Here is a 19926-nt window from a genome sequence, read left to right as displayed (position 1 = left end):
CGCGCCCCCGCGGAGCGGGGGGCCTGTCGGCCGTCGGCGTCAGGACGGCTGGACTTCGTCGAAGAGGGCGACGGCCTGGGCCGGGTCCGGACTCACGAGGCGCTCCAGACCGGCCGTGGTCAGCTCCGCCCATCTGCCGGCCCGGGCCCACATGCGTTCCTCGTGGGCACGGAGGGCCTCGTCCGGATCCCCGGAACCGGTGGCGAGGGACTCGGCGAGTTCGGCGCCCTCCAGCATCGCGAGGTTCGCGCCCGCCCCCAGCGGGGGCATCAGATGGGCGGCGTCGCCCAGCAGCGTCACCCCGGGGACGTGCGTCCAGGTGTGGGACACGGGGAGGACGTACAGCGGGCGGTGGACGAAGGCGGTGCCGCGGCGGAGGAGGTCGAGGACGGGAGCGGCCCAGCCGTCGAACAGGGCCAGCAGATGCGCCCGTACCGCCGCTCCGTCCGCGAGGTCCAGGTCCGCATGCCAGTCCAGCGGTGCGCGGAACTGTGCGTACACCTTGACGTGGCCGCCGCTGTTGCGCTGGGCGACCAGAGCCCGGTTCGCGCCGTACACCGCGACGGAACCGTCGCCGACCAGCCGGGCGAGGTCGGGGTGGCGGGTGTCGACGTCGTCCAGGGAGGTCTCGACGAAGGTGACGCCGGTGTAGTGCGGCGTCACCGGCGAGACCGCCGGACGGGTGCGGGACCGGGCGCCGTCCGCGCCGATCACGAGGTCGAACGTCTCCTCCCGCCCGTCCGCGAGGCGGACCCGTACACCGTCCCGTGTCCCCGGCACCACCTGTGTCACGCCCTGCCCCCAGCGCACGTCCAGCGGGCCGAGCAGCAGGTCGCGGAGCCGACCGCGGTCGATCTCGGGATTGGCCCGCTCCTCGGGGTGGGGCTGCCAGTCGCGCAGCACGGTCCCGTCGGGGGCCAGGATGCGCGTGGCCTGCCCCTCGGGACGGGACACCTGCTGGAACTCCGCGAGGAGTCCCGCCTTCTCCAGCGCGCGCTGGCCCAGCCCTTCGTGCAGGTCCAGCGTGCCGCCGGGAGGACGCGCGTCGGAGGAGGGGTCGCGTTCGAGGACGGTGACGGGGTGGCCGTGGCGGTGCAGGACGCGGGCGAAGGTCAGACCGGCAGGGCCGCTCCCGACCACTGCGATGCGATAGCTCATGGCGATACACCGTATTGTGTCGATACGGCGTATCGCAACAGTAGGGTGTCCCCATGACTGTGTGGGACCGGCCGGAACCGCCGACTCGCCCCGTGCCGCTCGACCGCGAGCGGATCGTCGCCGCCGCCGTCGGGCTGGCCGACGAGGGCGGGCTGGAAGCGGTGTCGTTGCGCAAGGTCGCCGCCCGGCTGGACGCCGGTCCGATGCGGCTGTACCGCTACATCTCCACCAAGGAGGAGCTGTTCGACCTCATGGTGGACGAGGTCCAGGGCGAGATCCTCCCCGCCGAGCAGCCCGGCGACTGGCGCGAGGCGCTGCGCGTCCTCGCCCACCGCACCAGGCAGGCGGCGCTCCGCCACGAATGGCTCGCCGACCTGCTCGGCGGGCGCCCGACCCTGGGGCCGAACGGCCTCGCCGTCACCGAGGCCAGACTGTCGGCGCTCGACGGCCTCGCCGGCCTCGACACCGTCATGCGGGCCGTGGAGACCGTCGGCGCCTACACCACCGGCGCGATCAGGCGCGAGATCGCGAACCTGCGGGCCGAGCGCGCCACCGGCCTGTCCGACCGCGACTGGCAGCGCGCCCACGGGCCGCATGTGACGAAGATGCTGGCCACCGGCCGCTTCCCGGCACTCGCCAAGGCCGTGCACGACGGTACGGAGGTGGACGCCGGGACGTCCTTCGCGAACGGCCTGGACTGGGTCCTCGACGCCGTCGCCGCCAAGCTCCCCCAGCCGCCGGGGTGACGCGGGCCCGGAAAACCGTAGGCGCTCCCGCGGCGTCCGCTGCTAGGTTCCCGGTGGCCGTGCGAGAGGACGAGGAGGTGGTACCCGTGAACGTTTCGACATGGGTGCTCCCCTCCGGGGTCACGGCCGGGCGATAGGTCGTCCGGGAGCGCCGATCACGCGCACTCCCGAAAGGTACGACCATGCGTTTCACTTCCGAACAGCCCCTCGGTGACGGCGTCCTCGAACGTGAATTCACCCTCGACGGGATCCCCGGCATCCTGTGGACACCCGCCACCGCCTCCGCACCGGTCCCGCTGATCCTGCTGGGCCACCCCACGCTCGGACTGCGCAGGATGTACCCGCGGTTGGCGGCGCGGGCCCGGCACGCCGCGGCGGACGGGTTCGCCACGGCCACCGTCGAACTCCCCGGCAGCGGCGACCGGCCCCGTCTGCCCGTCCTCGAACAGGCCCGCGCCGACCTGCGCCGGGCCAAGGAGGCCTGCCGTACGGTCGACGAGGAGATCGTCGACGCCCTCGTCCTCCCCCTCGTCGAAGAGGCCGTCCCGGAATGCCGGGCCGCCCTGGACGCCCTGCTGGCGCTGCCCGGGATCGGCGGCCCGGTCGGGTTCTCGGGGGGAGTGATCTCCATCGGCATCCGCCTCGCCGCCGTCGAGCCGCGCATCGCGGCCGCCGTCCTCTTCGCCGGGAGCCTCGTACCGCGCGTCATGTTCGAGGAGGCCCGGCGGGTCACCGTTCCGCTGCACGTCCTGTTGCAGTGGGACGACGAGGGCAACGACCGGCAGGCCGCCCTGGACCTGTTCGACGCCTTCGGCTCCGAGGAGAAGTCCCTGCACGCCAACATGGGCGGCCACACCGGCGTCCCGGAGTTCGCGGGAGAGGCCGCGGCCCGGTTCTTCACCCGCCACCTGAGGTGAGGCCGGACCGGCAGGCCACCCGGCAGCAGTAGCGGCCGGGCGCTGCGCGGTCCCGGCGCGGCCGACGGGGCCTTGTGACGGAGTGTTTCAGCCGGCGTGCACACGCCGGCTGAAACACTCCGGGTCACCGGCGCAGCGTTCCGCCGGTCGGTGGTCAGGCGGTCAGCTCCGCGAGCTGCGCGTCGGCCCGCTCGGTGACCAGGGCGAGGACGCGGCCGGCGGCCGCCAGGTCCTCGTCCGGTATGCCGCCCCAGATGCAAGCGGCGAGGGGCGCGGTCTCCGCCCCGACGGCGGCGAGCAACTCCCGACCGGAGTCGGTGGGGAGAAGGTGCGCGCCGTCCGCGACGATCGACTGTCTGGCCAGCAGTTCGTCGAGAGTGGCACGGATGTCGACCGGATCGGCCTTGAGGGAGTCCCGGACCCGGGCGACGGCGTCGTCCGCCGTCAGCGGAGTACCGGCGGTGACGAGGGTGCGCAGGGCCACCTGCTGCTCGAACGTGAGGCCGTGCCGGGCCAGGACATGTTCCAGGACGCCGCGGGCGGCATGGTGGGCCAGGCCGAGCATGCGGGCGTCGGCCGCGGGTGCCGTGGTGGTCATGGTGCTCTCCTCTGTGTGGTGCCGTCGCTCTGAGGGGTGACGTCGTCCGGCGCGGACGGTGCGAGAGGTACGTCGAGCAGGGTTGTCAGCTCGTCGGTGAACGCTTCCGTTCGCGGGCCGTCGAGGCCGCCGAGCGGCTCCAGCAGCTGGTGGAGCAGTTGCTGCACCACTGCGATCGCCTCCCGCGTGACGGCCTGGCCCCGCTCGGTGAGGGCGAGCTGTACGGCGCGGGGGTCGCGGGGGTCGCGGGTGCGTTCGATCAGCCCGGCCGACTCCAGGGCCCGCGCCAGTTTCGAGACGTACAGCGCCTCCAGGCCGGTGTGGTCGGCGAGCCGGCGCTGACTGGGCCGCTCGCCGGTGTGCTGCATGCCGTGCAGCGACGCGACCAGGCAGTACTGCGCGTGGGTGAGGCCCAGCGGAGCCACCGCGCGATCCACTGCGACCCGCCACTTGTTGGCGAGCCGCCATACCAGGAAGCCGGGCGTGGGCCCCGGCGAGCCGTTGCTCATGGCCAATAAAGTACATGGCTACTATGTCCATGGCTACTATTTTTTGCCTGTGCGGGCGGGAACCTGTGAGCGGGCAGGCCGGGTGGGGGCGCTCCGTGAGCCGCCGCCCTCGTTTGCGCGTCGACCTCGGGCGGTTGATCACACGATTCATTGCATAAAACTGCTGTCCTGCGTATAGTCATGCCTTCGAGGAGGAGGACTCATGGCAGTGCGCACGGCAGTGGCGGGAGCGAGCGGGTACGCGGGGGGCGAGGTGCTGCGCCTGCTCGCCGGGCATCCGCAGACCGAGGTCGGGGCCCTGACCGGGAACAGCAACGCCGGGCAGCGGTTCGGTGCCCTCCAGCCGCACCTGGTCCCCTACGCGGACCGGGTGCTGGAGGAGACCACCGCGGAGCTGCTGCGCGGCCACGACGTGGTCTTCCTCGCCCTCCCGCACGGGCAGTCGGCGGCCGTCGCCGAGCAGCTCGGCGACGAGACATTGATCGTCGACTGCGGCGCGGACTTCCGGCTGGCCGACGCCGCCGCCTGGGAACGCTTCTACGGCACCCCGCACGCCGGCACCTGGCCCTACGGCCTGCCGGAGCTCCCCGGCGCCCGTGCGGCGCTGCGCGGCGCCCGGCGGATCGCCGTCCCCGGCTGCTACCCCACCGCCGTCTCCCTCGCGCTCGCGCCCGCCTACACGGCCGGCCTCGCCGAACCCGAGGCCGTGGTCGTCGCGGCGACCGGCACCTCCGGCGCGGGCAAGGCACTCAAGCCGCACCTGCTCGGCAGCGAGGTCATGGGCTCGATGAGCCCGTACGGGGTCGGCGGCACCCACCGGCACACCCCCGAGATGGTCCAGAACCTCTCGGCGGCCGCCGGACGCCGGGTCACCGTCTCCTTCACCCCGACGCTCGCCCCGATGCCGCGCGGCATTCTCGCCACCTGCTCCGCCAAGGCCGCCCCCGGCGCCACCGCCGAGCAGGTGCGGGCCGCCTACGAGAAGGCGTACCAGGACGAGCCCTTCGTCACCCTGCTCCCGGAGGGGCAGTGGCCCGCCACCGCCTCCGTGCAGGGCTCCAACGCGGTGCACCTCCAGGTCACCCTGGACCCTGAGGCGGACCGGATCGTCGTCGTCAGCGCGGTCGACAACCTCACCAAGGGCACCGCGGGCGGTGCCGTGCAGAGCATGAACATCGCCCTCGGCCTGGACGAGGGACTGGGACTTTCCACGATCGGAGTCGCACCATGAGCGTCACAGCGGCCGGCGGATTCACGGCTGCGGGCATCGCCGCCGGAATCAAGCAGAGCGGGACCCCCGACCTCGCGCTCGTCGCCAACACCGGACCGCTCCAGGCCGCGGCCGGAGTCTTCACCGCCAACCGTGTCAAGGCGGCGCCGGTGCTCTGGTCCGAGCAGGTGCTCAAGGGCGGCCGGGTCTCCGCCGTCATCCTCAACTCCGGTGGCGCCAACGCCTGCACGGGCGCACCCGGCTTCCAGGACACCCACGCCACCGCGGAGAAGACCGCCGCGGCGCTGACCTCCGCCACCGGCACCGAGCACAGCGCCGCCGAGATCGCCGTCGCCTCCACCGGGCTGATCGGAGAGCGGCTGCCGATGGACGCGCTGCTGCCCGGAGTCGAGGCCGCCACCGCCGCGCTCTCCGCGCACGGCGGCGAGAAGGCCGCCCTCGCCATCAAGACGACCGACACCGTGCACAAGACCGCGGTCGTCTCCGACCCCGCGGGCTGGACCGTGGGCGGGATGGCCAAGGGCGCGGGCATGCTCGCGCCGGGCCTGGCCACCATGCTCGTCGTGCTGACCACCGACGCCGACCTGCCGGCCGAGGAACTGGACGCCGCGCTGCGCGCCGCCACCCGCACCACCTTCGACCGGATCGACTCGGACGGCGCCATGTCCACCAACGACACGGTGCTGCTGCTCGCCTCCGGTGCGAGCGGTGTGCGGCCGGAGGCGGCCGGGTTCGCCGAGGCGGTCCGGGCGGTCTGCGCCGACCTGGGGCAGCAGCTCATCCGGGACGCCGAGGGCGCCTCCAAGGACATCCGGATCGAGGTCGTCGGCGCGGCCGACGAGGACGAGGCCGTCACGGTGGGCCGCACCATCGCGCGCAACAACCTCCTCAAGTGTGCCGTGCACGGCGAGGACCCCAACTGGGGCCGGGTGCTGGCCGCCATCGGCACCACCGACGCGGCCTTCGACCCCGATGCGCTGGACGTGTCCATCAACGGGGTGCAGGTCTGCCGCGGCGGCTCCGTCGGCGAGGACCGGAACAAGGTCGACATGCGCTTCCGCGAGGTCCGCATCACCGCCGACCTGCACGCCGGAGCCGCGTCCGCCGTCATCTGGACCAACGACTTGACGGCCGACTACGTCCACGAGAACAGCGCGTACTCGTCATGAGCACCCGGAAGCCGAGCGCCCGCAAGCACACCGCGCTGCCCAAGGCGCAGACCCTCGTCGAGGCGCTGCCCTGGCTGACCCGGCACCACGGCAAGACCGTCGTCATCAAGTTCGGCGGGAACGCGATGGTGGACGAGGAGCTGAAGGCGGCCTTCGCCCAGGACGTCGTCTTCCTGCGGCACGCCGGGCTGCGCCCCGTGGTCGTGCACGGCGGGGGCCCGCAGATCAACAGGCAACTCGACCGGCTCGGACTGGAGTCGCAGTTCCGCGCCGGGCTGCGGGTGACCACGCCCGAGACCATGGACGTCGTACGGATGGTGCTGGCGGGCCAGGTCCAGCGCGAGCTGGTCAACCTGCTCAACCAGCACGGTCCGCTGGCCGTCGGGATGACCGGCGAGGACGCCCGCATCATGGCGGCGACCAAGCATCTGGCCGAGGTCGACGGCGAGCCCGTCGACCTCGGCCGGGTGGGCCGCATCAGCTCCGTGGAGACGGGAGCGATCGAGGCACTGCTGGCGGACGGCCGGATCCCGGTGATCTCCTCCATCGCCCGCAGCGCGGACGACGACCACGTCTACAACGTCAACGCCGACACCGCCGCCGCCGCGCTCGCCGCGGCGCTGGGTGCCGAGACGCTGATGGTCCTCACCGACGTGGAGGGCCTGTACGCGGACTGGCCGAACAGCGACGACGTGATCAGCGAGCTGACCGCCGCGGAGCTGGAGAAGCTGCTGCCCGACCTGGCGAGCGGGATGGTGCCCAAGATGGAGGGCTGCCTGCACGCCGTACGCAACGGAGTGCACACCGCCCGGGTGCTGGACGGCCGGGTGCCGCACTCCATCCTGCTGGAGATCTTCACCGACGAGGGCATCGGCACGATGGTCGTGCCCGACGCCGTTCCCGCGCCGCGGCACACCCCGCCCGGCGCGCCGCTGACCGTGGACGATGACGCGGAGGGCCCCGCATGACCATCACGCACGACAACTCCGCCCTCACCGGCCGGTGGCAGGGCGCTCTGATGAACAACTACGGCACCCCGCGCGTCCCTCTGACTCACGGCGAGGGCAGCAGGCTGTGGGACGCCGAGGGCAAGCAGTACCTCGACTTCGTCGGCGGCATCGCCGTCAACGCGCTCGGCACCGCCCACCCCGCGGTCGTGCGGGCCGTCTCCGACCAGGTCGCCACCCTCGGCCACGTCTCCAACCTCTTCATCGCCGAGCCGCCGGTGCTGCTCGCCGAGAAACTGCTGGAGATCGCGGGCCGGCCGGGGCGGGTCTACTTCGCCAACTCCGGGGCCGAAGCCGTCGAAGCCGCCTTCAAGATCGGACGGCGCACCGGCCGCACCGGCATGGTCGCCACCCACGGCGGCTTCCACGGCCGCACCATGGGAGCCCTCGCGCTGACCGGCCAGCCCGGCAAGCAGGACCCCTTCCGTCCGCTGCCCGGCGACGTCACCCACGTTCCCTACGGCGACACGGAGGCGCTGCGCGCGGCGGTCACCGAGGACACGGCCTTCGTGATCATCGAGCCGGTGCAGGGCGAGAACGGCGTCGTCGTCCCGCCCGAGGGCTATCTGACCGCGGCCCGCGAGATCACCGCCGCCACGGGCACGCTGCTGGTGCTGGACGAGATCCAGACCGGCATCGGCCGGACGGGGCACTGGCTGGCCTGCCAGGCCGAGGGCGTCGAGCCGGACGTGATCACGCTCGCCAAGGGGCTGGGCGGCGGGCTGCCGCTCGGCGCCGTACTGAGCTTCGGGGCCGCGGCCGAACTGCTGGAGCCCGGCCAGCACGGCTCCACCTTCGGCGGCAACCCCGTCGCCTGCGCCGCCGGACTCGCGGTACTGGAGACCATCGCCGCCGAGGGACTGCTCGACCACGTCAAGCGGGTCGGCGCCCGGCTGCGCGACGGCGTCGCCGGACTGGGCCATCCCAGGGTCGCGCAGGTCCGCGGTGCCGGGCTGCTGCTGGGTATCGTGCTCACCGAGCCGGTCGCGCCGCACGCGCAGCAGGCGGCGCAGGATGCGGGCTTCCTGGTGAACGCGGTCGCTCCGGACGTCCTCCGGCTCGCTCCGCCGCTGATCGTCGGCGAGGAGGAGGTGGACGCGCTCGTCAGCGCGCTGCCCGCCGTCCTCGACGCGGCAGCGTCCGGCGCCGCGGCCGGCAGAGGATGATCCGAAGGCAGACGAACCAGAGGGGTACGCGCACGATGACCGAGGAGCAGCACGGGGGACAGGCCGTCCCGCAGACCCGGACGGCCCGGCACCGCCGCATCGTCGACATTCTCAGCAGGCAGCCGGTCCGCTCGCAGAGCCAGCTCGCCAAGCTCCTGGCCGACGACGGGCTCACGGTCACCCAGGCCACCCTCTCCCGGGACCTCGACGAACTGGGCGCCGTCAAGATCCGCAACACCGGGGGCGAGCTGATCTACGCGGTCCCCGCCGAGGGCGGGGACCCCACCCCGCGTGCTCCGCTGGGCGAGTCGGCCACCGAGGCCCGGATGGCCCGGCTGGCCGGCGAACTCCTCATCTCCGCCGAGGCGTCCGCCAACCTCGTCGTCCTGCGCACCCCGCCCGGCGCCGCGCAGTTCCTCGCCTCCGCCATCGACCAGGCCGGAGTGCACGAGATCATCGGCACCATCGCCGGTGACGACACCCTGCTGCTGATCAGCCGCGAAGCCGAGGGCGGCCAGGCGCTGGCCGACCATCTGCTGGCGCTGGCGCAGAAGGAGCGCTGAGCGCCGACCGCCGAGCGGGCCGGGACGGCGCGCTCACCCCGCGGAGTGCGGTCCGGCGGCCGACTCCGCGTTGTCGGCTCCGCCCGCTGCCGCCGGGCCGGAATCGGCCGGGACGGAGTCCGCGGAGCCGGCCGGGTCCGCCGCTCCGGAGTCCGCCGGGCGGCCCGCGCCGGTGCGCGTCCGCGCCGCGGCGCTCCGGTCGCGGTGGGCGAACCAGGCGGCGGCCAGCGCGCCCGAGACGTTGTGCCACACGGAGAAGACGGCGGCCGGCAGCGCCGCGAGCGGACTGAAGTGCGCCGCGGCCAGCGAGGCGGCCAGCCCCGAGTTCTGCATGCCGACCTCGAAGGCCAGCGCGCGCCCGGCCGGTTCGCCGAGCCGGGACAGCCGCCCCACGGCGTAACCGAGCGCCAGGCCCAGGCCGTTGTGCAACACCACCGCCAGGAACACCAGCGCCGCCGCCGACTTGATGGTGCCCGCGCTGCCCGCCACCACGATGGTGACGATGACCGCGATGGTCGCCGTGGACAGCCAGGGCAGCGCGGGCAGCGCCCGTTCGACGGCGCGCCCGGCGAGCAGCCGGACCAGCAGCCCGCCGAGGACCGGCAGCAGCACCGTCTTGACGATGTCGCCGACCATCGAGCCCGTGTCCACGGGCAGGAACTCGCCCGCGAGGAACAGCGTGAGCGGCGGAGTCAGCAGCGGCGCGACGAACGTGGAGACCGAGGTGACCGAGACCGAGAGCGCCACGTCGCCGCGCGCCAGATACGTCACGACGTTCGACGCCGTCCCGCCCGGCGAGCAGCCGACCAGGATCAGCCCGGCGGCGAGCTGCGGGGACAGGCCCAGGCCCTGCGCGACCAGCCAGCCCAGCCCCGGCATCACGAGGTACTGGGCGGCCAGTCCCAGCGCGACCGCCCAGGGACGGCGGACGACGCTCCGGAAGTCCGGCACCGTCATCGTCAGCCCCATGCAGAACATCACGACCCCGAGCAGGTAGGGCACCGCCTCGGCGCCGCCCGTGAAGCTGCCGGGGCTGAGCAGGCCGAGCGCGCCCGCCAGCAGGACCAGGAGCGGGAAGAGCGTCACCGCACGGCGCGCTCCGCGCTGCTCGGCGGCCGTCTCGGGGGAGTCGTCGGAGTGGGGCGGGGTGTTCTGCTGTCCGGTTCGCACCCGCAGAGAGAACGCCCTGGTGGGGCCGGTTGGCAAGAGCTGTCTCGCGATGTGATCCGCGAGTGGTGGGGCATCCGGGCCCGCCCCGGGTGCCGTTGGGGGAGACGGCCGGGGGAGCGGAGGCCGGGATCCGCTCCCCCGGTCCGGTTCACCGCGGCCCGGGCGCGCGGACGGTGAGGATGCCCAGCGTGGACTGCGCGGGCAGCAGCCCGGAGGCGACCACGGCCGAGAGGACGGGTCGGTTCAGTTCCGCCAGTCGTGCGCAGCCCGCCTCGCCCAGCGTCCGGTACGGCCCTGCGGACAGTTCGTCGGTCATCCGCTCCACCTCGTCCCGCACCGCGCGTCCCCGCTCGGTGGCGGCGCCGTCGGCGTCGAGCAGCCCCCGGTCGGCGAGCCGGGCACGGGCCGCCGCCCACGCCTGCTCGCTCCAGCCGCGCGAGGCGAAGTTCGCCACCGGTGCCGCACCGATCGACGCGAAGGACACCAGTGCCTCGCAGCCGTCCAGTCCGGCGGCCTGCAGTGCCGCCAGGTGGCCGTCGCCGCGGTGCTCCCGCAGGATGTTCGCGGCCTGCCACAGCACCAGATGCGGCTCGGCCGGCCACTCCAGCGCGGCGTTGGCGGCTGCCAGCGGACGGCCCGCGAGGTCGGCCGCCTCGGCGGCGGTACGGGCCAGCTCGGCCGCCTCGGCGAGGCCCGGGTCGGCGAGGCCGTCGCCGAGCATGGTGCGCAGTGTCGCGTCCACGCCCCGGATCCGGGCCTCCAGCACGGCCTCGGGCGAGGCGGTCCGCCAGACGCCGGGAACGTGCTCGGCGACCGTGCGTGGGTCGAAGCTGTAGAAGAGTGCTGTCACCAGCGGGGCGGTGGCGGCCCCGAGCGGGGCCGCGCGGAGGGCGAAGTAGGAGGGCCAGCGCACTCCGGTGTCGTAGCCGAGGGCGCCGGTCCGCGCGGCGACCTCGGGGGAGAAGTAGACGGAGGCGTAGCCGGGTTCGAGCTGGTGCCACGTCTGCCGGGCGAGGGCCGCGAAGTCTGTCATGGCGGGAATCTAGAACAACGATGTGAACGGCGTCAACATGCGGAGCCGGGTGACCGGCCGCACCCTGGCCGCATGGCTGCCGAGAAGAAGCCGAGGATCCGGGTCCGCCGCGTCTACGAGACGCCCGAGCCCGCCGAGGACGGCGCCCGCGTCCTCGTGGACCGCCTCTGGCCGCGCGGGTTGCGCAAGGAGGAGGCCGCACTGGACGCCTGGTGCAAGCAGGCCGCCCCCAGCGCCGAGCTGCGCAAGTGGTACGGACACACCCCGGAGCGCTTCGCGGAGTTCGCCGAGCGCTACCGCGCCGAACTGGCCACGGACGCCGGAGCCGAGGGCCTCGACGAGCTCCTCCGGGCGGCCTCCGGCGCCCGGGTGCTCACCCTGCTGACGGCTTCCAAGGACCTCTCGCTCGCCCACACCCGGGTGCTGGCGGAAGTGCTGGGCGAGCGAGGCTGAGCGAGGGGCGTGTCCAAGCGGCACCGGTCATCGTGCATCCGCCCGAGGGTGGGTCCGCGGGACACCGCCGTGCGCCGCAGCGCCCGGTCCTTGCGGTCCCGGGTGCACCGCAGTGCAAGGCAGGGCACCCGTAGGCTGACGCTGATGATTACCAGCATCGTCTTCGATGTCGGGGAGACCCTCACCCGCGACGACCGCCACTGGGGGCGCTGGGCCGACTGGCTCGACGTCCCGCGGCATACGCTCTCAGCCCTCGTCGGGGCAGTTGTCGCCCAGGGGCGGGACAACGCGGACGCCATCCGATTGCTCCGCCCTGGCATGGATCTGGCTTCGGAGCGGGCAGCGATGGAGGCTGCTGGTCTCGGCGAGATCCTCGACGATTCAGATCTGTACAGCGACGTGCGGCCGGGCCTGGCAGCCCTCCGCTCTGCCGGCTACCGGGTGCACGTTGCGGGGAATCAGACAGCCCGTGTCGGCCAGCTGTTGCGGAGCCTCGACCTTCCGGCCGACACGATCTCCACGTCCGGTGAGTGGGGGTGCGCAAAGCCTGCCGCGGCCTTCTTCGAGCGCATTCTGGCGACGGCGGGAAGCGAACCGGCCGCCACTCTGTACGTGGGCGACCATCCGGCGAACGATGTGGCGCCTGCCGCACACGCGGGACTGCGCACCTGCCTGCTTCGCCGCGGCCCCTGGGGCCACTTGTGGGCGGACATGGACAACCCGGCACCAGACTTCCGAGTAGGCAGCATTCTCGACTTGCCCGAGGCGTTGGCTTCTCAGACGTGGTGTCCCACCGAAGGCTCAATCTGAAGGGGCGCCAACCGCTACCGTTCTCTGTGGCTGCACGGAACGGAGTACCAGCATGCCCGTGGACCCGCGCTACGAGATCGGGAAGCGCATCGCTGCTGCCCGTCGACTCGTCCGCTTGACGCAGAAGGGACTGGCCGATGCGGCGGGCGTCTCCTACAGCACGGTGCGCGCGATCGAGCGAGGTGCGCGGATGCCGGGGGACGATGTCCTCGATGCGCTGGCCGCGGCCTTGAGTGTGGATCCGGCGCGCCTGCTGGGGCACCGTGGGCACACTGATTCCCGCGTGCACGACGAGATCCCTGCGCTGTCCCGGGTGATCGCAACGTACGACCTGCCGGAGGACGGGCCAGTGCGCTCCCTCGATGAGCTGCGCGCGGCGGTATCAGAGGCGGTCGACTGGCGGGTCGGGGCCCAGTACCTGCGTATCGCCCGCAATCTGCCGGGGCTTCTGGAAGAGCTTGCAAGGGCGCTGGACGGAGCGAGTGGCGCTGACCGACCGGAGGCTGCCCGGCTTCTAGTCGCGGCGTATCGCACAGCAGACGCGGTGGCCTACAAGTTCGGCTACCAGGATCTGTCGGCGCGGTTGGTGGAACTCATGAGGTGGGCTGCGCCGACGGCAGAGGATCCGCTGCTCGATGTGACTGTCGCCTACGTGCGCTGCGAGACGTTCTTCGCTGCTCAGGCTCACTGCCCAGGACTACGTGCGCTGGAGAACGCCTTGGACACCGCACCTCGGACGGGGAAAGACACGGTGACGGCGACTCGCGGGGCGCTCCATATGCGGGCAGCAGTCATCGCGGGTCGTGCAAGGCGTGAAGACGCGGCCATGCTGCACATCGGCGCGGCTCGCCGATGCGCTGATGCGGTATCCGAAGGGCTCTATTACGGCACCGCATTCGGTCCTTCCTCGGTTCGCGTGCACGAGGTGTCTCTGGCCGTGAGCCTGGGGGGTCAGCACCTTCAGCGGGCGCTGGATATCGCGCACAGATGGGCCCCTGCGCGCGACCTTCCTGCCGAACGCCGATCGGGTTTTTACATCGAGGTTGCCCGTGCTCAGCTGTGGGCTGGTCTGGTGGAAGACGCGTTCGAGTCGTTGAAGCTGGCGCGGCGGATCGCCCCTCAGCATGTGCGTGATCACAGGTGGGTTCGTGAGGACATCGCCACACTTCGCCGGTTGAAGCGTGCCGATCGTGAGGATATCTCCGACTACGCGCTCTGGTGTCGCGCGGTATGACCGGGTGAGCGGAGCTGCCACACCATGTAGCAGTTGTGGCAACTCTTCCACTGCACCATCTGAGTGTCCGAAACCGGCACGCAGATGGGCTGTGGAATGCTCCAGAACAGGTCACTGAAGGGCGTTGCCCAACTGGCGATCAATACCGCCCGTCTCCATGGCGAGGCGTGCATAGTGCGCGGGGTCGTGCAGGGTGAACTGTCGCCCGCAGACGCGATGCAGATGACCTACGGCGGCCGGACCCGAAGTTGGCCAGTGGCCGTATGCGGCAAAAGCCAATCCCTGGCTGTGCGATGACCGCGGGTGCCGCCCGCTATGGGCGCGGTGACTACGTGGTGGACGAGGCCACTCGGCAGAGGATGCCGCCGGAGCCCGCGTGGGTGGGCCGGGTGCAGACCGTCCTGGACGCCGAGCACGTCCGGCTCGTCACCCCGCACGGTGCGGAGTGGACGGCCCGGGTCGATGACCTGACCGAGGCCGAGGCATCCCAGCGGGCCGCCTACGACACCGCGGTGCCCCACCGCGTGGGAGCCCGGCGGTGAGCCGGCTGCGCCTGCGCGTCTCGCGCGACGGCGGACGCACCTGGACCCGGCAGCGCACACTCCGCGGCGGCAGGCGCTGCCCCGTCAGCTCGGTGTGGCCGCCCTGCGCGTGTCCGCGCTGCCGACCAGGGGGCGCTCGCCATGCCGACTGAACCCGCAACGTCCACGGCCCGCCGCGGCACTTGGTACGGCGCCTGCCCGCGGTGCAAGAAGCCGCTCAGCCCCACGTCCGGCGCCGACGACCAGGGCCGCGTCGTCCGCATCCGCTGCCGCGTATGCGACTCCCCGAAGGACAAGCCCCGTGCCTGACAATCCCGACAGCCCCGTCCAGTCCCTGCGCCGCCAGTTGCGCGAGCACCTGCACCGGCACGGCCGTCGCAGCCTGGACTCGCCCTTCCTCCACGCCCTATGGAACCTCGCCGGGCCCGGCGCCCGCGCCGACTGCCTGCGGCGCCTCGCCTGGCACGCCCGGCACCAGAACCTGACCTGGCCCGCCGGCAGCGGAACCCACTACGCAGCCGACCTGCAACAAGCAGCCCGACTCCACAGCGATCTCGCCCTGTTCACCGTGCCGCTCGACAGCCTGCCCCAGAACTGGTGCCAGCAGATGGAGGCCGCCCTGGCCCTCCTCGCCGCATGCCCCGACCGCAGCGCCGCCCTGCCCGTCGAGATCGCCGAACCGGACGACACGCCATGACCGTGACCAACGTCGACCCGGACTCGGCGGACCGCGAGCACGTGCCGTGCGTCTACTGCGACCAGTACCGCTCCCAGATCACCCGCGCCCAGCACCAGGAGGAGCCGAAGCTGGAGGCCGTCCTCCACGACGTCCTGCACCTCCACTGGCGGGAGAAGCACGCCGGGGCGCGGCTGCTGCACGCCCCCTGACCCCACCCAGGTGGACCGTCGTGCACAGGGGGTCCAGTGCAACGCGCGTCGGTCACCGAGGGGCAAGGCCAACCGCGTCCGGCGTGCGACCGCACGCCGGACGCCACAGAAGGGGTGGTCCCTTGGCGTGCGCCATGGAGGCCATGACAGGCCGAGCGATCCTCGGCGCGGACAGGGCCGACCGTCTCCCGAGCCGCATCGTCAAGAACCACCTCGGGTTCGACCTCCCCGTTCGCGGAGCGGATCGTCGCCCAGACCGGGGCGTTCCTCGCCGCCTGCGCACGGAACGAGGGCGGCTGCGCTCGCCGAGCAGCACCGTCGACATGGGCCGGCACGCCTTCATCCTGCACCCTTATGGGCACACGGAACGGTGCGACCGTGTCGTGGGCTGCTACCTGCACCCCGTGCCCGGCCTCCCCGAGGAGGACGGCGAGCACGGTTTCATCGCGCCGACGGTCCGCGTCGTCGAGGCGCCGCCGGGTCCGCGGACGGTGGGGACGCTCCTGGTACGCGCCATCGGGTAGCCGCTCGGCCCATGGGGTAGCCGCGTGGGGCGGCCCCGGTCGCCGGTGCGTCCCCCGTCGCGGGCGGCTGGGGCCCCTCCCGCGCCTCCGGCGGCAGAGAGGCCGGTCCGGCGGTACCGGGCGCCTGCGTTCTCCGTCACGCGCGCGTTGTCGCAGGTCAGGCACGCGTTGACGAAACATACGGTGGAGTGCATACTTATACCAGTCAGCGCATGCACGTAAGGAGAAGCCAGTGACCGAGCGCGTCGTACTCGCCTACTCAGGCGGTCTGGACACCTCAGTCTGCATCGGCTGGATCGCCGAGGAGACCGGTGCCGAGGTCGTCGCCGTCGCCGTCGATGTCGGCCAGGGCGGCGAGGACCTGGATGTCATCCGCAAGCGCGCGCTGGCCTGCGGTGCCGTCGAGGCCGAGGTCGCCGACGCCAAGGACGAGTTCGCCGAGGACTACTGCCTGCCGGCGATCAAGGCCAACGCGCTCTACATGGACCGCTACCCGCTGGTCTCCGCCCTCTCCCGGCCCACCATCGTCAAGCACCTGGTGAGCGCCGCCCGGAAGCACGGCGCCGGCACGGTCGCGCACGGCTGCACCGGCAAGGGCAACGACCAGGTGCGGTTCGAGGCCGGCATCTCCTCCCTCGCCCCCGAGCTGAAGTGCATCGCGCCGGTCCGCGACTACGCCATGACCCGGGACAAGGCCATCGCCTTCTGCGAGGAGAAGGGCCTGCCCATCGCGACGTCCAAGAAGTCGCCCTACTCCATCGACCAGAACGTCTTCGGCCGCGCGGTGGAGACCGGCTTCCTCGAGGACATCTGGAACGCCCCGATCGAGGACGTGTACGAGTACACCTCCAACCCCGCCACCCCGCGGGAGGCCGACGAGGTCGTCATCACCTTCGAGAAGGGCGTGCCCGTCGCCCTGGACGGCAAGCCCGTCACCGTCCTGCAGGCCGTCCAGCAGCTCAACGAGCGGGCCGGAGCCCAGGGCATCGGCCGGATCGACATGGTCGAGGACCGGCTGGTGGGCATCAAGTCCCGCGAGGTCTACGAGTCCCCGGGCGGCATCGCGCTGATCACCGCCCACCAGGAGCTGGAGAACGTCACCGTCGAGCGCGAGCTGGCCCGCTACAAGCGGCAGGTCGAGCAGCGGTGGACCGAGCTGGTCTACGACGGCATGTGGTTCTCCCCGCTCAAGCGGGCCCTGGACGGCTTCATCGACGAGGCCAACCAGCACGTCTCGGGCGACATCCGGATGACGCTGCACGGCGGGCGCGCGGTGGTGACCGGCCGCCGGTCCGACCAGTCGCTGTACGACTTCAACCTGGCCACCTACGACACCGGGGACACCTTCGACCAGTCGATGTCGAAGGGGTTCATCGAGATCTTCGGCCTCAGCAGCAAGATGGCCGCCAAGCGCGACCAGCAGGCGTAAGCTCGTCGGCCCTGCCCCGCCCTTCCGTTCGTCGGGAAGGGCGGGGCAGGGTTACTCTCCACCACCACACGGACAGGCACCCACCAGTGAGCAGCGAGAACAGCGACAGCGCCGACAACGGGGACGTCCGCCTCTGGGGCGGGCGCTTCGCGGACGGCCCGGCGGAGGCCCTCGAAAAGCTCTCCGCATCGGTCCATTTCGACTGGCGCCTGGCGCCGTACGACATCGCGGGCTCCCGCGCCCACGCCCGCGTCCTGCACACGGCCGGGCTGCTCACCGGCGACGAGCTGAGCCGGATGCTCGACGGCCTGGACGCGCTCGAACGGGATGTCGCCTCCGGCGACTTCCAGGGCACGATCGCCGACGAGGACGTGCACACGGCCCTGGAGCGCGGGCTCCTGGAGCGGCTGGGCAAGGACCTCGGCGGCAAGCTGCGCGCGGGCCGGTCCCGCAACGACCAGGTCGCCACCCTCTTCCGGATGTACCTGCGGGACCACGCCCGGGTCCTCGGCGGCCTGCTGGCCGATCTGCAGGGTGCGCTCGTCGGCCTCGCCGAGGCGCACCCGGAGGTGGCGATGCCGGGCCGCACCCACCTCCAGCACGCCCAGCCCGTCCTCTTCGCGCACCACGTCCTGGCGCACGCCCAGGCGCTCGCCCGGGACGCGGAGCGGCTGCGGCAGTGGGACGCCCGCACCGCGGTCTCTCCCTACGGCTCGGGCGCGCTGGCGGGGTCGTCGCTCGGCCTCGACCCGGAGGCCGTCGCCGCGGATCTGGGCTTCGAGGGCGGCAGCGCGGCGAACTCGATCGACGGTACGGCCTCCCGCGACTTCGTCGCGGAGTTCGCGTTCGTCACCGCGATGATCGGCGTCGACGTCTCCAAGATCGCCGAGGAGGTCATCCTCTGGAACACGAAGGAGTTCTCCTTCGTGACCCTGCACGACGCCTTCTCGACCGGTTCCTCGATCATGCCGCAGAAGAAGAACCCGGACATCGCCGAGCTGGCGCGCGGCAAGTCCGGCCGGCTGATCGGGAATCTGACCGGGCTGATGGCGACGCTCAAGGCGCTGCCGCTGGCCTACAACCGGGACCTGCAGGAGGACAAGGAGCCGGTCTTCGACTCCATCGACCAACTGGAGCTGCTGCTGCCCGCGTTCACCGGCATGATGGGGACCCTGACGGTGCACGGCGACCGGATGGCCGAGCTGGCCCCCGCCGGGTTCTCGCTGGCCACGGACATCGCCGAGTGGCTGGTCAAGCGGGGTGTCCCGTTCCGGGTGGCGCACGAGGTGGCGGGCGCCTGCGTGCAGGAGTGCGAGCGTACGGGCATCGAGCTGGACGAGCTGACCGACGCGCAGTTCGCCGCGCTCTCGCCGCACCTCACCCCCCAGGTGCGCGAGGTGCTGAACGTGCCGGGCGCGCTGGCGGCACGGGACGGCAAGGGCGGCACCGCGCCCTCTGCGGTGGCCGCGCAGCTCGCCGACTTCCGCGCCGACCTGGACGGGCAGCGCGCCTGGGCGGACGCCAAGCGCTGACCGGCCGACCGCCGCTCGCCGCCCCTCCGGATCCCGGTCCGCGGACGGCGTGCGGGTGTGCGCGTCCGCCCGGTGCCGGAGCGCGCTCGGCGACACTTCCGGGCCCCCGCACCGGGTGCGGGGTCCGGAGGCGTATGCCGGGTACGGTGGAACGTCCGGAGCCGCCACCTTCGACACCGTCCGGCCGGGAGCAGCCGATGTCCTTCGCCCGTCTCGCCTCTGCCACCACACCGACGGCCCATCTCGGCCTCGGGCTGGCCGCCGTCGGCCGTCCCGCCTACCTCACGCTCGGCCGGGAGGCGGACCTGCCCGCGGAGCGCACCCCCGAGGCGATGCGGGCCCGGACGTACGAACTCCTGGACGCCGCCTACGCGCAGGGCGTGCGCTACCTCGACGTGGCCCGTTCCTACGGGCGTGCCGAGGAGTTCCTGGCGGACTGGCTGCGCGAGCACCCGGAGGCCGACGTCGTCGTCGGCAGCAAGTGGGGCTACACCTATGTGGGCGAGTGGCGTACGGACGCCGAGGTGCACGAGGTCAAGGACCACTCCCTGGCGGCGTTCGAACGGCAGCTCGCGGAGAGCCGGGAACTGCTGGGGGACCGGCTCGACCTCTACCAGATCCACTCGGTGACCCCGGACAGCCCCGCGCTGACGGACACCGCGCTGCATCAGCGGCTTGCCGAACTGGCCGCCGAGGGCGTCACGGTCGGCTTCAGCACCAGCGGCCCCGCGCAGGCCGACGCCATCCGCGCGGCACTGGCGGTCACGGTGGACGGCGAGCCGCTCTTCCGTACCGTCCAGAGCACCTACAACCTGCTGGAGACCTCCGCCGCCGACGCGCTGGCCGAGGCACACGAGGCGGGGCTGACGGTACTGGTCAAGGAGGCCTTGGCCAACGGCCGGCTGGCAGGGGGTCAGGAGCCCCGCGACCTGCACCTGGCGGCAGAGGCCGCTGACGCCACTCCGGATGCCGTCGCGCTGGCCGCCGTCCTGCGGCAGCCGTGGGCCGGGGTCGTGCTCTCCGGCGCCGCCACCGTGGGCGCGCTGCACGCCAACCTGCTGGCCACCGCGGTCGACCTGGACGAGACCCAACTCGCCCTGCCGGGCGATCTCGTGGAGGAGCCGGAGGTCTACTGGCGGCGCCGCGCCGAGCTGCCCTGGGAGTGACGTCGCAGGTCACCCCGGGGGCGGAGCGGCAGAGCTGCGGATTTCGTTGCATGTTAAACCGACTCCGGGGCAGGTGGTCTT

The 19926-nt window shown here is 72.5% G+C and carries 22 protein-coding genes; 17 read left to right on the top strand and 5 right to left on the bottom strand.

Annotated elements, in window-relative coordinates:
• Positions 1–39 precede the first annotated feature (39 nt).
• Positions 40–1158 (bottom strand): NAD(P)/FAD-dependent oxidoreductase, encoded by a 1119-nt coding sequence (locus ACFYMO_RS19495; RefSeq protein ID WP_366774735.1) that lies wholly within the window; start codon positions 1156–1158, stop codon positions 40–42.
• A 53-nt stretch (positions 1159–1211) separates the two neighbouring features.
• Here ACFYMO_RS19495 and ACFYMO_RS19490 point away from each other — a divergent pair, with 53 nt between their 5' ends.
• Entirely contained in the window at positions 1212–1904 is a 693-nt protein-coding gene (locus ACFYMO_RS19490; RefSeq protein WP_366774736.1) for a TetR/AcrR family transcriptional regulator, read from the top strand.
• Positions 1905–2086: 182 nt separating this feature from the next.
• Positions 2087–2821 (top strand): alpha/beta hydrolase, encoded by a 735-nt coding sequence (locus ACFYMO_RS19485; RefSeq protein WP_366774737.1) that lies wholly within the window; start codon positions 2087–2089, stop codon positions 2819–2821.
• Positions 2822–2975: 154 nt separating this feature from the next.
• Here ACFYMO_RS19485 and ACFYMO_RS19480 read toward each other — a convergent pair whose 3' ends face one another.
• Together ACFYMO_RS19480 and ACFYMO_RS19475 are read right to left on the bottom strand one after the other, a co-directional pair.
• Positions 2976–3419 carry a MarR family transcriptional regulator gene (locus ACFYMO_RS19480; protein WP_366774738.1) on the bottom strand — a complete coding sequence of 148 codons (444 nt, stop codon included), beginning with the start codon at positions 3417–3419 and terminating at the stop codon, positions 2976–2978.
• Positions 3416–3928 (bottom strand): winged helix DNA-binding protein, encoded by a 513-nt coding sequence (locus tag ACFYMO_RS19475; RefSeq protein WP_366774739.1) that lies wholly within the window; start codon positions 3926–3928, stop codon positions 3416–3418. Before ACFYMO_RS19475 ends, ACFYMO_RS19480 begins: the two co-directional genes overlap by 4 nt.
• Positions 3929–4130: 202 nt before the next feature.
• On the opposite strand from ACFYMO_RS19475, the gene argC reads away from it, so the two are divergent.
• From argC to ACFYMO_RS19450, 5 genes are read left to right on the top strand one after another with little or no spacing between them, the layout of a single operon-like run.
• Positions 4131–5159 (top strand): N-acetyl-gamma-glutamyl-phosphate reductase, encoded by a 1029-nt coding sequence (gene argC / locus ACFYMO_RS19470; RefSeq protein ID WP_366774740.1) that lies wholly within the window; start codon positions 4131–4133, stop codon positions 5157–5159.
• Complete coding sequence (gene argJ, locus ACFYMO_RS19465) at positions 5156–6328, top strand: bifunctional glutamate N-acetyltransferase/amino-acid acetyltransferase ArgJ (RefSeq protein WP_366774741.1); 1173 nt, start codon at positions 5156–5158, stop codon at positions 6326–6328. The genes argC and argJ overlap by 4 nt, the downstream gene beginning before the upstream one ends.
• Positions 6325–7296, top strand: a complete 972-nt coding sequence (argB, locus tag ACFYMO_RS19460) for an acetylglutamate kinase (protein WP_366774742.1) — start codon at positions 6325–6327, stop codon at positions 7294–7296. The genes argJ and argB overlap by 4 nt, the downstream gene beginning before the upstream one ends.
• Entirely contained in the window at positions 7293–8501 is a 1209-nt protein-coding gene (locus ACFYMO_RS19455) for an acetylornithine transaminase (protein WP_366774743.1), read from the top strand. Before argB ends, ACFYMO_RS19455 begins: the two co-directional genes overlap by 4 nt.
• A gap of 35 nt (positions 8502–8536) precedes the next feature.
• Positions 8537–9064, top strand: a complete 528-nt coding sequence (locus ACFYMO_RS19450; RefSeq protein WP_366774744.1) for an arginine repressor — start codon at positions 8537–8539, stop codon at positions 9062–9064.
• A 33-nt stretch (positions 9065–9097) separates the two neighbouring features.
• Here the strand turns inward: ACFYMO_RS19450 and ACFYMO_RS19445 are convergent, their stop codons facing one another.
• Positions 9098–10240 carry a bile acid:sodium symporter gene (locus ACFYMO_RS19445; RefSeq protein WP_388547738.1) on the bottom strand — a complete coding sequence of 381 codons (1143 nt, stop codon included), beginning with the start codon at positions 10238–10240 and terminating at the stop codon, positions 9098–9100.
• A gap of 142 nt (positions 10241–10382) precedes the next feature.
• Positions 10383–11267 carry a hypothetical protein gene (locus ACFYMO_RS19440; RefSeq protein ID WP_366774746.1) on the bottom strand — a complete coding sequence of 295 codons (885 nt, stop codon included), beginning with the start codon at positions 11265–11267 and terminating at the stop codon, positions 10383–10385.
• 72 nt (positions 11268–11339) lie between these two features.
• On the opposite strand from ACFYMO_RS19440, the gene ACFYMO_RS19435 reads away from it, so the two are divergent.
• The 10 genes from ACFYMO_RS19435 to ACFYMO_RS19390 all read left to right on the top strand — a co-directional run bounded on the left by ACFYMO_RS19435 (position 11340) and on the right by ACFYMO_RS19390 (position 19845).
• Positions 11340–11720, top strand: a complete 381-nt coding sequence (locus tag ACFYMO_RS19435) for a DUF488 family protein (protein WP_366774747.1) — start codon at positions 11340–11342, stop codon at positions 11718–11720.
• Positions 11721–11864: 144 nt separating this feature from the next.
• Positions 11865–12530: an HAD family hydrolase gene (locus ACFYMO_RS19430; RefSeq protein ID WP_366774748.1), complete on the top strand. Its 666-nt coding sequence runs from the start codon at positions 11865–11867 to the stop codon at positions 12528–12530.
• Between the two features lie 52 nt (positions 12531–12582).
• Entirely contained in the window at positions 12583–13764 is a 1182-nt protein-coding gene (locus tag ACFYMO_RS19425; RefSeq protein ID WP_366774749.1) for a helix-turn-helix domain-containing protein, read from the top strand.
• Between the two features lie 263 nt (positions 13765–14027).
• A complete protein-coding gene (locus ACFYMO_RS19420; protein ID WP_388547637.1) occupies positions 14028–14306 on the top strand; it encodes a hypothetical protein in 279 nt (92 codons plus the stop codon).
• Between the two features lie 301 nt (positions 14307–14607).
• Positions 14608–15003, top strand: a complete 396-nt coding sequence (locus tag ACFYMO_RS19415; RefSeq protein ID WP_366774751.1) for a hypothetical protein — start codon at positions 14608–14610, stop codon at positions 15001–15003.
• The gene (locus tag ACFYMO_RS19410; RefSeq protein ID WP_366774752.1) at positions 15000–15194 is read left to right on the top strand and encodes a hypothetical protein; all 195 of its coding nucleotides are present in this window, start codon (positions 15000–15002) and stop codon (positions 15192–15194) included. The genes ACFYMO_RS19415 and ACFYMO_RS19410 overlap by 4 nt, the downstream gene beginning before the upstream one ends.
• 143 nt (positions 15195–15337) lie before the next feature.
• A complete protein-coding gene (locus tag ACFYMO_RS19405) occupies positions 15338–15718 on the top strand; it encodes a hypothetical protein (RefSeq protein WP_366774753.1) in 381 nt (126 codons plus the stop codon).
• Between the two features lie 232 nt (positions 15719–15950).
• On the top strand, positions 15951–17147 hold the full coding sequence (locus ACFYMO_RS19400) for an argininosuccinate synthase (protein ID WP_019360056.1): 1197 nt from the start codon (positions 15951–15953) through the stop codon (positions 17145–17147).
• Between the two features lie 86 nt (positions 17148–17233).
• A complete protein-coding gene (gene argH / locus ACFYMO_RS19395) occupies positions 17234–18679 on the top strand; it encodes an argininosuccinate lyase (protein WP_019360055.1) in 1446 nt (481 codons plus the stop codon).
• Positions 18680–18876: 197 nt separating this feature from the next.
• A complete protein-coding gene (locus ACFYMO_RS19390; protein WP_027760481.1) occupies positions 18877–19845 on the top strand; it encodes an aldo/keto reductase in 969 nt (322 codons plus the stop codon).
• The last annotated feature ends 81 nt before the right edge of the window (positions 19846–19926 follow it).

Source organism: Streptomyces sp. NPDC007025 (assembly GCF_042869455.1).
In the GTDB taxonomy this organism is placed as follows: Bacteria; Actinomycetota; Actinomycetes; order Streptomycetales; family Streptomycetaceae; genus Streptomyces.
This window is presented reverse-complemented; position numbering and strand designations above follow the sequence as displayed.